Source organism: Nocardioides sp. NPDC057772 (assembly GCF_042798075.1).
Taxonomy (GTDB): Bacteria; Actinomycetota; Actinomycetes; order Propionibacteriales; family Nocardioidaceae; genus Nocardioides.
Window position 1 is genome coordinate 1 of the sequence record NZ_JBHVKN010000147.1, and the last position, 12,675, is coordinate 12,675.

Consider the following 12,675-nt stretch of genomic DNA (forward strand, 5'->3'; position numbering starts at 1 on the left):
CCGTCCGCATGCTCACCGTCGGCTGGGAGGACCGGCCAGCGACCGAAGCCGAGATGAACCTCACCCCGACCGAGCAGGGCGTGGTGCTGGCGCTCGCGGCGGCGATGAAGCAGGACCCGTACGCCGCCAAGCCGCTCGCCGGCCCGGTGACCGTGGCCACGATCTACGACAAGCCGACGCTGCGTACGCAGGCATCTTTCTCCTCCGGGATCGCCGAGCTCGGCGGCCACTCGATGCTCGTCGACGGCCGCCTGGCCGGGATCGGTGAGCGGGAGTCCGTCGCCGACGTGGCCCGTGTCCTCGGCCGGCAGGCGGGTGAGATCGTGTGGCGTACGTTCGCGCAGCGCGACCTCGAGGAGATGGCCGCCCACTCCGGCGTCCCGGTCGTCAACGCGCTCACCGACGACTTCCACCCCTGCCAGCTGCTCGCCGATCTGCAGACGCTGCGGGAGCACAAGGGAGCGCTGTCGGGCCTCACCGCGGCCTTCCTCGGCGACGCGGCCTGCAACATGGGCAACTCCTGGGCACTGGCCGGGGCCACCGCCGGGATGCACGTCCGTTTCGGTGCGCCGGAGGGCTACGCGCCCGACGCGGACGTGCTGGTCCGGGCCAAGGAGATCGCCGAGGAGACCGGTGGCTCTGTCACGGTGACGTCCGACCCGGTCGCGGCGGCATCGGGGGCCGACGTACTCATCACCGACACCTGGGTCTCGATGGGCAAGGAGAGCGAGGCGGCCGCCCGGGTCGAGGTGTTCTCGCCCTACGCGCTCACCACCGAGCTGCTCGGCCACGCCGACCCCGAAGCGGTCGTGCTCCACTGCCTGCCGGCCTACCGCGGCAAGGAGATCGAGGCCGAGGTGCTGGACGGTCCGCAGAGCCTGGTGTGGGACGAGGCCGAGAACCGCCGCCACGCGCAGAAGGCGATCCTGGCCTTCTTGTGGGAGCGACGATGACCACCAACGAGACCCACCGGCCCGCCACCAAGGGCGCCCGACAGTCCTTGATCGTCGACATCATCTGGAGCCGGGAGATCCGGTCGCAGACCGAGCTCTCCGAGGCGCTGCTCGCCCACGGGGTCAACGTCACCCAGGCGACGCTCTCGCGTGATCTGGACGAGCTCGACGCGGTGAAGGTGCGGGCTCCCTCCGGTGCACTGGTCTACGCGGTTCCCGGCGAAGGGGGCGACCGCACCGCGGTGGCGCCAGGGGAGTCCGCCAGCGGACGCAGCAAGCTCGGCCGCCTCGCCCGCGAGCTGCTGGTGAGCGCGGACGGGAGTGCGAACCTGGTGGTGCTGCGTACCCCTGCGGGCGGAGCCCAGTACTTCGCCTCCGCGATCGACCGGGCCGAGTATCCCGACATCCTGGGCACCATCGCCGGTGACGACACCGTGCTCGTCATCGGCCGCGAGCCGAAGGGCGGAGCGGCGCTCGTCGAGCGTTTCCTCAGCCTCGCCGGCAAGACGACAGACATCCAATAGAGCTTTCAGAGCAAGGAGCAACATCTCGTGAGCAAGGTCCTGACCTCCCTTCCCAAGGGTGAGCGCGTCGGCATCGCCTTCTCCGGAGGTCTCGACACCTCCGTGGCGGTCGCCTGGATGCGCGACAAGGGCGCGGTCCCGTGCACCTACACCGCCGACATCGGGCAGTACGACGAGCCCGACATCTCCGGGGTCCCGGACCGTGCGATGGCCTACGGCGCGGAGATCGCGCGCGCCATCGACATCAAGCCGCAGTTGGTCGAGGAGGGCCTGGCCGCGCTCGCCTGCGGCGCCTTCCACATCCGTTCCGGCGGTCGCGCCTACTTCAACACCACGCCGCTGGGCCGTGCGGTGACCGGCACCATGCTGGTGCGGGCCATGCAGGCCGACAACGTCAACATCTGGGGCGACGGGTCGACCTTCAAGGGCAACGACATCGAGCGGTTCTACCGCTACGGCCTGATGGCCAACCCCGAGCTGCGGATCTACAAGCCCTGGCTCGACGCCGACTTCGTCCACGAGCTCGGTGGACGTCACGAGATGTCGGAGTGGCTGCTCGCCCACAACCTGCCCTACCGCGACTCCACGGAGAAGGCCTACTCCACCGACGCCAACATCTGGGGCGCCACCCACGAGGCCAAGACCCTCGAGCACCTCGACGTCTCCCTCGAGACCGTCGAGCCGATCATGGGTGTGAAGTTCTGGGACCCCTCGGTCGCCATCGAGACCGAGGACGTCTCGATCTCGTTCGTCGAGGGTCGTCCGGTGGCGATCAACGGCAAGACCTACTCCGACCCCGTCGCCCTGGTCTACGAGGCCAACGCGATCGGGGGTCGCCACGGCCTCGGCATGTCCGACCAGATCGAGAACCGGATCATCGAGGCCAAATCGCGCGGTATCTACGAGGCGCCGGGCATGGCGCTGCTGTGGGCGGCCTACGAGCGGCTGCTCAACGCGGTGCACAACGAGGACACCATGTCCAACTACTACAACGAGGGCCGCAAGCTCGGTCGGCTGCTCTACGAGGGCCGCTGGCTCGACCCGCAGGCGCTGATGCTGCGCGAGTCGATCCAGCGCTGGATCGCCTCCCTCGTCTCCGGCACCGTCACCCTGCGGCTGCGCCGGGGTGAGGACTACACGATCCTCAACACCGAGGGCTCCCACTTCTCCTACCACCCCGAGAAGCTCTCCATGGAGCGCGTGGAGAACGCCGCCTTCGGTCCCGTCGACCGCATCGGCCAGCTCACCATGCGCAACCTCGACATCGCCGACTCGCGCTCGAAGCTCGAGATCTACGCCGGGCATCCCTTGGACCAGGGCACGGTCCTGGTCGAGAACGGCACCCTCTTCGGTGAGCTGCCCGCGGGTGGTTTCGACCGCATCGCCGCTGCCGACGGCAAGCCCGCGACTTCACTTCCTGTCGAGGAGACCGTCCTCGACGAGACCGTCCTCGACGAGGTGGCCATGGAGTCGGGGAACGACTGATGCCACCGATCCCGCGCGCCTCGGGCAGGGTGCTGCCAGTCAGTCCGGGCGGAGAGGTGCTGCTCGTCCTCGACACCGATCCAGCCGATCCCAGTCGCGGCGAATACTGGACGACCATTGGTGGAGCAACCGACCACGGTGAGTCTGCCGATGACACCGCCGTTCGAGAGATGTGGGAAGAGGCAGGCGTACGCATCGAGCCCACCGACCTGGTTGGCCCGGTCGCGCGGGTGCAGCAGGCCTACCGATGGAACGGTGTCGAGTACCTTGGTGACGCCACATACTTCGCGGCGCCGTTGGCTCGGGACACGGAGATCAGCTTCGAGAACCTCGAGCCGATCGAGAAGGCGTCGATGATTCGGTCAGGCTGGTGGACCGCTGACGTGCTGCGCGATGAGAACTGGGCAGACCCTGACTTGCCCGGCCTGTTGAAGCTTGCTGTTGATGCCGTGCTGGAAGGAGACCAGTGACCGATGGCTGACGTACCTGCCAACACCACCAACGAGGGCAAGCTCTGGGGCGGCCGGTTCGCCGGAGGTCCTTCGCCGGAGCTCGAGGCGCTCTCGCGCTCGACGCAGTTCGACTGGCGGCTGGCGCTCTACGACATCGCCGGCTCGCACGCCCACGCCAAGGCGCTGGGGGCGGCCGGCCTGCTCACCGGTGACGAGGAGAACGAGATCCACCGCGGTCTGGACGTGCTCGCCGACCGGTTCACCGCCGGCCGGCTGCTTCCGGCCGAGTCCGACGAGGACGTGCACGGTGCGCTCGAACGGCTGCTCATCGAGGAGATCGGTCCCGTGGTCGGCGGCAAGCTGCGCGCCGGGCGCTCGCGCAACGACCAGATCGCGACCTTGTTCCGCAGCTATCTGCTCGACCACGAGCGGGTGCTGCGCGGGCTCGTGCTCGACCTGATCGACGCCCTCGCCACGCAGGCCGAGGAGAACCTCGGCGCGATCATGCCGGGACGTACGCACCTGCAGCACGCCCAGCCGGTGCTGCTCTCCCACCACCTGATGGCCCACGCCTGGTCGCTGCTGCGAGACGTCGACCGGCTCAACGACTGGCGGGAGCGGGTCGTCTGCGACTCGCCGTACGGTTCCGGGGCGCTCGCGGGACAGTCGCTCGGGCTCGATCCCGAGCTGGTCGCCTCAGAGCTCGGCTTCACCGGGTCGAGTGCCAACTCGATCGACGGGACGGCCTCGCGCGACTTCGTCGCCGAGTTCGCCTACGTGTGCGCCCAGATCGGGGTCGACATCAGCCGGATCGCCGAGGAGATCATCCTGTGGGCGACCAAGGAGTTCGATTTCGTCACGCTGCACGACTCCTGGTCGACGGGTTCGAGCATCATGCCGCAGAAGAAGAATCCCGACATCTCCGAGCTCGCCCGGGGCAAGGCCGGACGCCTGGTCGGCAACCTGACTGGTCTGCTGACGACGCTGAAGGCGCTGCCGCTGGCCTACAACCGCGACCTGCAGGAGGACAAGGAGCCGGTCTTCGACTCCCTGGACACCCTCGAGGTCCTGCTTCCGGCCTTCACCGGCCAGGTCGCGACGCTGGTCTACAACACCGACCGGATGGCCGAGCTCGCTCCGCAGGGCTTCTCGCTGGCCACCGACATCGCCGAGTGGCTGGTCCGGCAGGGCACCCCGTTCCGGATCGCGCACGAGCTCGCCGGCGCCTGCGTGCAGGCGGCGGAGAAGCGTGGCGTCGAACTGGACGCGCTCACCGACGAGGAGTTCGCGACGATCTCGCCGGCGCTGACTCCTGACGTACGTCTGGTGCTGACGATCGAGGGGTCGGTCGCCTCCCGCGACGGCCGGGGCGGCACGGCTCCGGACCGGGTCGCCGAGCAGCTCGCCGAGCTCCGGTCCAAGGCCGACGGGTTTCGTCCGTCCTAGTGTCACTCACCGAGCTGCTGAACCAGCGCCCCGAGGTGTCCGCTCCGCGGCTCCTCGGGGCGACGCTGTCGCTCGACGGGGTCACGGTGCGGCTCACCGAGGTGGAGGCGTACGCGGCCGACGACCCCGGCTCGCACGCCTTCCGGGGCGAGACGAACCGCAATCGGGTGATGTTCGGGCCGCCCGGGCGGCTGTATGTCTACTTCACCTACGGGATGCACCACTGCGCCAACCTCGTCTGCCACCCGGCGGGTGAGCCGGGAGGAATCCTGCTCCGCGCCGGCGAGGTCGTCGACGGGATCGAGGTCGCTCGGCAGCGACGCGGGTCGGTACGCGACGTCGACCTCGCCCGCGGACCCGCCCGGCTCGCCTCGGCGCTCGGGATCGACCTCACGATGAACGGGACGACCGACTTCGAGCTCGACCTGGCACCGGTCGAGACCTGGGCGGGGATCGAGGTGGCCACCGGGCCGCGGGTCGGGCTCCGTCTGGCTCCCGAGCGTCCGTGGCGGTTCTGGGTCTCCGGCGACCCCACGGTCTCGCGCTACCGGCCGGCGAAGGCACTCTGAAAGCTCGCCCGCGCGGGCCGATCACCGTCCACAGGCACCGTTCGGACCGGAGTTGTCCACAGGCCTCACAGACCCGGGCAGAACTGTCGGCGCCGCTGACCAGGATGGTCGTCGGAGGTGATCGAGATGACGGTCGCAAAGGTAGAGAAGGAGCCATCACCGGACGATGGCGAGCGGACGGGGCCTACCGGCGGGCTGGCGACGGTCAACGAGGTGCGGCTGATCGGCCGACTCTCGCTGGCCGCGGAGGAGAAGGAGCTGCCGAGCGGCGACCAGCTCACCGCGTTCCGGGTCGTCGTGAACCGGCCACGGGACAAGCGCCGGGGGAGCAGCAGGGTGCAGATCGACGCGCTCGAGTGCCACACCTGGGTCGCCCGAGTGCGCCGGGCGGCGATGACCTGGCAGGTCGGAGACGTGATCGAGGTCAACGGCGCGCTGCGCCGCCGATTCTTCAAGACCGGTGGACGCCTGCAGTCGATGACCGAGGTCGAGGTGCTGACCGCGAGACGCGTGAGTCGGGCCGCGGCCGCAGCCAGGCAGGCGAGCTAGTGCCGGGATTTCTCCAGCCGAGCAGCGTCGAGGAGCCGGATGAGCACGCCGGGGTGCGGTTTGGGCTGGAAGGAGGTCGCCTTCTCGGGGAGCAGCTGTCCGATCGCGGCGGAGGAGAGGATGGTGTCGAACGTCGGCGCCGCCAGCAGCACCGCGACGTCGCGACCCGGGCGGGCCCGCTTCAGCGCGGCGTCGACCTGATGGGCGTGCAGCACCCGCGACGGCTGACGCTGCAGCTCGGGGAGCACCCGGTCGTGCAGGTAGCCGACGTCGCCCGTGATCGGGCTGTCGGAGGTGTCGATGTCGATCGTGGCCCAGCCGCGGCCGTCGCTGACCACGATGACGCCGGGCCCGAGCCTGCCCAGCGCGGCGTCACGGCTTCCCGCGGTCCACTCGGCACCGACGGCCTCGGCCGCGGCCCGTAGGTCGCGCAGGTTGACGCCGGCCAGCACGCGATGGATGGCTCCGAGCTGCAACGGCGTGTCGTCCTGGTCGATGAGCATCGCCAGACCGAAGTCGGTCGCGGTCGCGTCGCCGGGCTCGGCGTGTCCCTGCAGCTCGGCGTACGCCGCGTAGCGGTGGTGGCCGTCGGCGATCAGCGCCTGCTGGGTCGCCCATGCCTCGCGCAGCTGCGCGATGAGCGCCTCGTCGGTGATCGCCCAGACGCGATGGTGCTGCCCGCCGTGGTCGTCGTACTGCTCCTCGGGCGGGCCGCTCTGCACCCGGTCGAGCAGCGCGGCGACGCCGTCGGGCGCGTGGTAGGTCAGCAGGATCGGCGCCGGGTGCACCCGCATCTGCCGCATCCGGGACGCGAGCTGCTCGGCCTGCGCGGTGCGTACGCCTTCGTGAGGGAGCACTGCCGCCTCACCGGGCTCGTCGGTGCGGTGCGAGACGTCCAGGATCCCGACGACGCCACGCACGGTGATCCCGGCCGCGGTGTACTCGTGGAGGTAGAGCGCGAGGGTGCGGTGCTCGCGCAGATCACCACGCGCCAGCCAGGAGCTGATCCGGGAGGCGACGCCGCGATAGGGCCGGGAGTAGAGCCGTGCGGAGGTCGGGTCCCCGATCCGCGACGGCGCCAGCGAGAGCGCACGAAATGGCTCCAGGCGCAGCGGACGCCCGAGGTACGGCGCCCTGACCACACCCGTATCGTCCATCCGCACATCGTAGGGTCACACTGGTGCCATTCGCCGAACCGCCGACTCAGACAAGGAACTTCGTGTGCTCAACGGCCATCAGTTGAAGGGCTCAGAACAGGCGCTCGCCTCCGTCCATGACGTGGCGATGCTCGACCTCGACGGTGTGGTCTACATCGGCGGCTCGGCGGTGCCGCGTGCCCCGGAGTCGCTGGCCGCCGCACGCGAGGCAGGCCTGCGCCTGGCGTTCATCACCAACAACGCCGCGAGGCCTCCGGCGAAGGTCGCCGAGAACATCCGCAACCTGGGGATCGAGGCGACCGCCGCGGACGTGGTCACCTCGGCGCAGGCTGCCGCACGCGTTCTGGCCGAGCGCCTTGCTCCGGGCGCGAAGGTGGTCAACCTGGGCGCGGCGGGTCTGCGCGAGCCGCTCGAGGCAGCCGGCCTGGTGCCGGTGGCCGTCGACGAGGACGCCGAGGCGATCGTCACCGGCTACAACCCCGAGCTGCTGTGGAAGGACATCCTCCGGGCGGCGGTTCGGATCAAGGACGGTCTCTTCTGGGTCGCCAGCAACACCGACATGACCTTCCCGGCTGCCTACGGCATCGCGCCGGGCCACGGCGTACTCGTCGACACCCTGCGCCGATTCTCCGGCGTCGAGCCGGTCGTGGCGGGCAAGCCGTCGCGGCCGCTTCTCGAGGAGACCATCCGGCGCACCGAGGCCCAGCGCCCCCTGATGGTCGGCGACCGCCTCGACACCGACATCGAGGGCGGCCACAACACCGGCATCGACACGCTGCTGGTGCTGACCGGCGTGACGGGTCTGGACGATCTGGTCGCGGCCGAGCCGCACCGGCGGCCGACCTACATCTCCACCGACCTCGGCGGGCTGCTCCATGCCCACCCGGCACCGGAGCTCGACGGCACGACGGCGCGGGTCGGCGGCTGGACGGCAGAGGTACGCGACACAGAGCTGTGCATCACCGGCGAAGGAAACACCGACGACTGGTGGCGGGCCGCCGCGACCAGTGCCTGGGCCCACCTGGACGCCACCGGGGCGGTGGTCACGATCGGCGCACAGGCCGTGCCGCCTCGCCCGGATGCCGACGGCGGGACGGTAGTCTCGGCCCCATGAGCGAGCAGTATTTCGACGAGACTCCGGCCCCGGCCGAGCTGGGTGGCGCCAGCGCGGCGCCGCACACCGGCGTCGCCCGCGTCGACGCGATCCTCGAGTCGCTCGACCGCCTCGACGAGCTGCCGCTGAGCGAGCACGTCGGCGTCTTCGAGGCCGCCCACACCGAGCTGCGCCGTGCCCTGGACCCCGACACCGCCGGAGCCCACGACGCGATGGCCCGGATCGCCGCGGCGTCCGGCGAGCCGCGGCCGACCGACCAGCCCTGAGAGGCCAGCGCATGCCCCCTCGCCGCCTGCGTCTCGACGCCGAGCTGGTCCGGCGCAAGCTGGCCCGATCCCGCGAGCACGCCAGCGAGCTGATCGCCGCCGGCCGCGTCACGGTCTCCGGGAACCGCGCCACCAAACCGGCCACGGGCGTCACCACCGACGTCGCCATCGTGGTGACCGAGGACCCCGACCGTCCCGACTTCGTCTCCCGCGGCGGCCACAAGCTCGCCGGAGCACTCGCCGCGTTCAAACCGCTCGGGCTCTCGGTCGAGGGCCGCCGCTGCCTCGACGCCGGCGCCTCGACGGGCGGGTTCACCGACGTACTGCTGCGCAACGATGCCCGCCAGGTCGTCGCCGTCGACGTCGGTTACGGCCAGCTCGCCTGGCGGCTGCAGCAGGACGAGCGGGTCGTCGTCCACGACCGCACCAACATCCGCGATCTCTCCCTCGACATCGTCGGCGAACCGGTCGACGTCGTCGTCGGCGACCTCTCCTTCATCTCCCTCGAGCTCGTCCTGGACGCCCTGATCCGCGTCACCAGCCCCGACGGCGACCTGGCGCTCATGGTCAAGCCACAGTTCGAGGTCGGCAAGGACCGCGTCGGCAAGGGTGGTGTGGTCCGCGACCCGGCGCTGCGAGCCGAGGCCGTCAATGCCGTCGCCGCGGCCGCGGCGCGGCGCGGCTGGGGTGCCCGCGCCGTCACCACCAGCCCGCTGCCGGGGCCGTCGGGCAACGTCGAGTTCTTCCTCTGGCTGCGGCGCGGTGACGCCACCGTCAGCGAGGCCGAGATCGAGGAAGCCGTGCGCGAACAGCGCGGCCTCGAGACACAGGCCGACCGGCAAGTGTCGGTGGCGTCTGAGAAGGTTGACCCGTGACCGAAGCCGATACCCCCGCTGTGGACTCAGTGCCTGCGGATTCAGCCGAGGTGCGGCGTGTCCTCATGCTCATCCACACCGGGCGCGAGGAGGCCCGCGAGGTCGGTCTCGCCTGTGCCAAGTCGCTCGCGGTCCACGGCATCGTGGTGAGGGTGCTCGCCAGCGAGGCCGCCGACCTGGGCATCGACCCGGCCGCCTACGAGCCCAAGCTGGAGCTGGCCGCCGACGAGCACGATGCCAGCCGTGACTGTGAGCTCGCGCTGGTGATCGGTGGCGATGGCACCATCCTGCGTGCCGCCGAGATCGTCCAGCCCCACCGCACGCCGGTGCTCGGGGTCAATCTGGGCCACGTCGGCTTCCTCGCGGAGGCGGAGTACGACGACGTCGAGTCGACGATCGAGGCGATCGTGCAGCGCCGCTACACCTCCGAGGACCGGCTCGCGCTCGAGGTCAGCGTCTTCGAAGACGGTCAGAAGGTCTTTCGTACGTTCGCGGTCAACGAGGCCAGCGTCGAGAAGGCCTCCCGCGAGCGGATGCTCGAGGTGGTCGTCGAGATCGACGGCCGGCCGCTGTCGAGGTGGGGCTGCGACGGCGTCGTCTGTGCGACCCCGACCGGCTCGACGGCCTACAACTTCTCCGCCGGCGGCCCGGTCGTGTGGCCGGGTGTCGAGGCGCTGCTGCTCACGCCGATCAGCGCCCATGCGCTCTTCGCGCGGCCCATGGTCGTCGCGCCGACCTCGGTGCTCGCCGTCGAGGTGATCACCCGGGCCGACGGAGCCGGGGTGCTCTGGTGCGACGGCCGGCGCTCCTACGACCTAGGCCCCGGCGCCCGGATCGAGGTCACCCGGGGGGTGGAGCCTGTCAGACTCGTGCGCCTGCACCAGGCGCCGTTCACGGATCGTCTGGTGCGGAAGTTCGGACTGTCTGTGGAGGGATGGCGAGGCGCCGCGGAACGGCGTCCGTTCAGGATGAACGGAGGCGAGCATGCTTGAGGAGATCAGGATCTCCGGACTCGGGATCATCGAGTCCTCGACCCTGGAGCTCGGACCAGGGCTGACCGTGGTGACCGGTGAGACCGGCGCCGGCAAGACGATGATCGTGACCGCGCTCGGGCTGCTGCTCGGCGGCCGCGGCGACGCCGGCTCGGTCCGCAAGGGCAAGAAGGCCGCCCGGGTCGAGGGCGTCATCGACGCCCGGTCGCTGCCTGCGGTCGTCGAAGCGACCGAGGAGGCAGGGGGAGAGGTCGAGGAGGGGCGCGTCCTCGTGGCCCGCACCGTCGCCGCCGAAGGACGAGCCAGGGCGTACGTCGGGGGAGCGACGGTCCCCGTCGCCACGCTCGGCTCGGTGACCGCGCCGTTGGTCGCGGTCCACGGCCAGTCCGACCAGCACCGGCTGCTGCAGCCGCGTGCCCAGCGTGACTCGCTCGACCGTTTCGGCGGCGAGACGATCGCCAAGCTGCTCGCGGCCTACGGAGACATCCACAGCCAGCTCCGATACGTCGAGCGCGAGCTCGATGAGGTCACCACCCACGCCCGCGAGCGGGCCCAGGAGGCCGACCTGCTCCGCTTCGGTCTCGGTGAGGTCGAGGCGGTCACTCCGGAGCCCGGCGAGGACGTCACCCTCGCCCAGGAGGAGGAGAAGCTCGGCTACGCCGACACCCTGCGCACCGCCGCCGAGCAGGCCCGGGAGGCGCTCTCCTCGGAGGTCGACGCCCCCGACGCGCTGGGCGCGATCTCGGCCGCGCGCCAGGCCCTCGACGGGGTGCGCGACCACGACCCCGACGCCGCGTCCCTGGCCGACCGCCTCGCGGAGGTGTCCTACCTGCTCTCCGACCTCGCCGCCGACGTCGCCTCCTACGCCACCGGGATCGAGACCGACCCAGCGCGGCTGTCGGTCGTCTCCGAGCGCCGTGCGGCGCTGACCGCGCTGACCAGGAAGTACGGCGAGACCATCGACGAGGTGCTCGCCTGGGCCGAGACCGGCGCCAAGCGGCTGCTCGAGCTCGACTCCGACGACGACCGGATCGAGGAGCTCCGCGGAGAGCGTACGCGGCTGCGTGCCGCCCTCGCCGAGGCCGGCCTTGCGCTCTCGGCCGCCCGCGCCGACGCCGCGGGCGCCCTGGCCCAGGCGGTCAGCGACGAGCTGACCGGACTCGCCATGCCCCACGCCCGGCTGGTGGTCGACCTACGCCAGAAGGAGACCGATGCGCCCGCCTCCGAAGACGAGCCGCACGCGCCGCTGAAGGTCGGATCGGGCAAGAACGCCCGCTGGCTTCGCTACGGCTCCAACGGTCTGGACGAGGTCGAGCTGCTGTTGGCCGCCAACACCGGCTCCGAGCCCCGCCCGCTCCACAAGGGCGCCTCCGGCGGTGAGCTGTCCCGGGTGATGCTCGCGATCGAGGTGGTCCTGGCCGCCACCAGCCCGGTCCCGACGTTCGTCTTCGACGAGGTCGACGCCGGCGTCGGCGGCACCGCCGCGGTCGAGATCGGGCGCCGTCTCGCCCATCTGGCGCGCACCGCGCAGGTCCTGGTGGTCACTCACCTGCCCCAGGTCGCAGCCTTCGCCGACCACCACGTCGCCGTCGAGAAGACCAGCGACGGGGTGGTCACCAGCTCCGGTCTCACCGTTCTCGACGACGAGTCCCGCGAGCGCGAGCTCTCCCGGATGCTGGCCGGGCTGACCGCCTCCGACACCGCCATCGCGCACGCCCGTGAGCTGCTCGAGGTCGCCCGCGCGGCGAAGGTCTGACCCGCCGAGACCTCACTTCTGGCGGCCGAGTCCGCACTTGTGGCGAACGACACACGCCACAACGACTGATTCGGCCGCCAAACGTACGCATTCGGCCGCCAGAACGACCGACTCGCCGGTTAGGAGATCCGGGGGCAGGCATCGGCGCCGGGGGAGGATTGGCGGGCCATGAGACTGCCTACTCGCCAGATTCCTTCCGTACTTCCGGGCATCCGCGGCACGCTCCGTTCGGGGCGGCCGACCAGGGCGCTGATCCCGCGGCTCAAAGAGGGTGACATCGCGGTCATCGACCACGTCGACCTCGACCGGAGCACCGCGCTGGCGATCGCTGCCACGGGCGTGATCGCCGTGGTCAACGCCCACGATGGTGTCGGCCACACCGAGCAGGTCGGCGAGCATCTTCCAGTGGACGGAACCAACCAGTGACATCCAGGCGCCGTTGCGGGCGGTGCGGGCGCCGTCCACGCGGGCGACTTCCAGCACGGCCAGGCGTACCAGAACGTCGTCGGGACCCGGTACGCCGACCGCAGAGCGCGA

14 protein-coding genes are annotated in these 12,675 nt (G+C 70.8%); 13 read left to right on the forward strand and 1 reads right to left on the reverse strand.

Features of this window, described 5'->3' with window-relative positions:
• Positions 1 to 8 precede the first annotated feature (8 nt).
• The 7 genes from argF to ACFVJS_RS20290 all read left to right on the forward strand — a co-directional run bounded on the left by argF (position 9) and on the right by ACFVJS_RS20290 (position 5,978).
• Complete coding sequence (gene argF, locus ACFVJS_RS20260; RefSeq protein ID WP_378884051.1) at positions 9 to 953, forward strand: ornithine carbamoyltransferase; 945 nt, start codon at positions 9 to 11, stop codon at positions 951 to 953.
• Positions 950 to 1,477, forward strand: coding sequence for an arginine repressor (locus ACFVJS_RS20265; RefSeq protein WP_165112303.1), 528 nt, complete (start codon positions 950 to 952; stop codon positions 1,475 to 1,477). The genes argF and ACFVJS_RS20265 overlap by 4 nt, the downstream gene beginning before the upstream one ends.
• Positions 1,478 to 1,504: 27 nt before the next feature.
• The gene (argG, locus tag ACFVJS_RS20270; RefSeq protein WP_378884021.1) at positions 1,505 to 2,962 is read left to right on the forward strand and encodes an argininosuccinate synthase; all 1,458 of its coding nucleotides are present in this window, start codon (positions 1,505 to 1,507) and stop codon (positions 2,960 to 2,962) included.
• Positions 2,962 to 3,432, forward strand: a complete 471-nt coding sequence (locus ACFVJS_RS20275) for an NUDIX hydrolase (RefSeq protein WP_378884024.1) — start codon at positions 2,962 to 2,964, stop codon at positions 3,430 to 3,432. Before argG ends, ACFVJS_RS20275 begins: the two co-directional genes overlap by 1 nt.
• Before the next feature lie 3 nt (positions 3,433 to 3,435).
• Complete coding sequence (argH, locus tag ACFVJS_RS20280) at positions 3,436 to 4,860, forward strand: argininosuccinate lyase (RefSeq protein ID WP_378884027.1); 1,425 nt, start codon at positions 3,436 to 3,438, stop codon at positions 4,858 to 4,860.
• Positions 4,860 to 5,429 (forward strand): DNA-3-methyladenine glycosylase, encoded by a 570-nt coding sequence (locus tag ACFVJS_RS20285; RefSeq protein WP_378884030.1) that lies wholly within the window; start codon positions 4,860 to 4,862, stop codon positions 5,427 to 5,429. Before argH ends, ACFVJS_RS20285 begins: the two co-directional genes overlap by 1 nt.
• A 126-nt stretch (positions 5,430 to 5,555) precedes the next feature.
• Positions 5,556 to 5,978, forward strand: a complete 423-nt coding sequence (locus ACFVJS_RS20290) for a single-stranded DNA-binding protein (protein ID WP_378884032.1) — start codon at positions 5,556 to 5,558, stop codon at positions 5,976 to 5,978.
• On the opposite strand, the gene ACFVJS_RS20295 is transcribed toward ACFVJS_RS20290, so the two are convergent.
• Positions 5,975 to 7,135: a DUF1015 family protein gene (locus ACFVJS_RS20295; protein WP_378884035.1), complete on the reverse strand. Its 1,161-nt coding sequence runs from the start codon at positions 7,133 to 7,135 to the stop codon at positions 5,975 to 5,977. The two genes, ACFVJS_RS20290 and ACFVJS_RS20295, sit on opposite strands and share 4 nt — an antisense overlap.
• Positions 7,136 to 7,199: 64 nt before the next feature.
• Here ACFVJS_RS20295 and ACFVJS_RS20300 point away from each other — a divergent pair, with 64 nt between their 5' ends.
• The 6 genes from ACFVJS_RS20300 (at position 7,200) to ACFVJS_RS20325 (ending at position 12,564) form a co-directional block, all read left to right on the forward strand.
• A complete protein-coding gene (locus ACFVJS_RS20300) occupies positions 7,200 to 8,249 on the forward strand; it encodes an HAD-IIA family hydrolase (protein ID WP_378884038.1) in 1,050 nt (349 codons plus the stop codon).
• Positions 8,246 to 8,515, forward strand: a complete 270-nt coding sequence (locus ACFVJS_RS20305) for a hypothetical protein (RefSeq protein ID WP_378884040.1) — start codon at positions 8,246 to 8,248, stop codon at positions 8,513 to 8,515. Before ACFVJS_RS20300 ends, ACFVJS_RS20305 begins: the two co-directional genes overlap by 4 nt.
• Positions 8,516 to 8,526: 11 nt before the next feature.
• Positions 8,527 to 9,390, forward strand: a complete 864-nt coding sequence (locus ACFVJS_RS20310; protein ID WP_378884043.1) for a TlyA family RNA methyltransferase — start codon at positions 8,527 to 8,529, stop codon at positions 9,388 to 9,390.
• Between the two features lie 50 nt (positions 9,391 to 9,440).
• Positions 9,441 to 10,382 (forward strand): NAD kinase, encoded by a 942-nt coding sequence (locus tag ACFVJS_RS20315; RefSeq protein ID WP_378884054.1) that lies wholly within the window; start codon positions 9,441 to 9,443, stop codon positions 10,380 to 10,382.
• The gene (gene recN, locus ACFVJS_RS20320) at positions 10,375 to 12,138 is read left to right on the forward strand and encodes a DNA repair protein RecN (protein ID WP_378884046.1); all 1,764 of its coding nucleotides are present in this window, start codon (positions 10,375 to 10,377) and stop codon (positions 12,136 to 12,138) included. The genes ACFVJS_RS20315 and recN overlap by 8 nt, the downstream gene beginning before the upstream one ends.
• 168 nt (positions 12,139 to 12,306) lie before the next feature.
• Positions 12,307 to 12,564: a hypothetical protein gene (locus ACFVJS_RS20325; RefSeq protein WP_378884049.1), complete on the forward strand. Its 258-nt coding sequence runs from the start codon at positions 12,307 to 12,309 to the stop codon at positions 12,562 to 12,564.
• The last annotated feature ends 111 nt before the right edge of the window (positions 12,565 to 12,675 follow it).

Bases quoted from the DNA above. Each gene is read 5' to 3' on its own strand.
- ACFVJS_RS20275 (WP_378884024.1), top strand. From the start codon at position 2,962: ATGCCACCGATCCCGCGCGCCTCGGGCAGGGTGCTGCCAGTCAGTCCG.
- ACFVJS_RS20305 (WP_378884040.1), top strand. From the start codon at position 8,246: ATGAGCGAGCAGTATTTCGACGAGACTCCGGCCCCGGCCGAGCTGGGT.
- ACFVJS_RS20310 (WP_378884043.1), top strand. From the start codon at position 8,527: ATGCCCCCTCGCCGCCTGCGTCTCGACGCCGAGCTGGTCCGGCGCAAG.
- argH (WP_378884027.1), top strand. From the start codon at position 3,436: ATGGCTGACGTACCTGCCAACACCACCAACGAGGGCAAGCTCTGGGGC.
- ACFVJS_RS20325 (WP_378884049.1), top strand. From the start codon at position 12,307: ATGAGACTGCCTACTCGCCAGATTCCTTCCGTACTTCCGGGCATCCGC.
- recN (WP_378884046.1), top strand. From the start codon at position 10,375: ATGCTTGAGGAGATCAGGATCTCCGGACTCGGGATCATCGAGTCCTCG.
- ACFVJS_RS20295 (WP_378884035.1), bottom strand. From the start codon at position 7,135: ATGGACGATACGGGTGTGGTCAGGGCGCCGTACCTCGGGCGTCCGCTG.
- argF (WP_378884051.1), top strand. From the start codon at position 9: ATGCTCACCGTCGGCTGGGAGGACCGGCCAGCGACCGAAGCCGAGATG.
- ACFVJS_RS20290 (WP_378884032.1), top strand. From the start codon at position 5,556: ATGACGGTCGCAAAGGTAGAGAAGGAGCCATCACCGGACGATGGCGAG.
- ACFVJS_RS20265 (WP_165112303.1), top strand. From the start codon at position 950: ATGACCACCAACGAGACCCACCGGCCCGCCACCAAGGGCGCCCGACAG.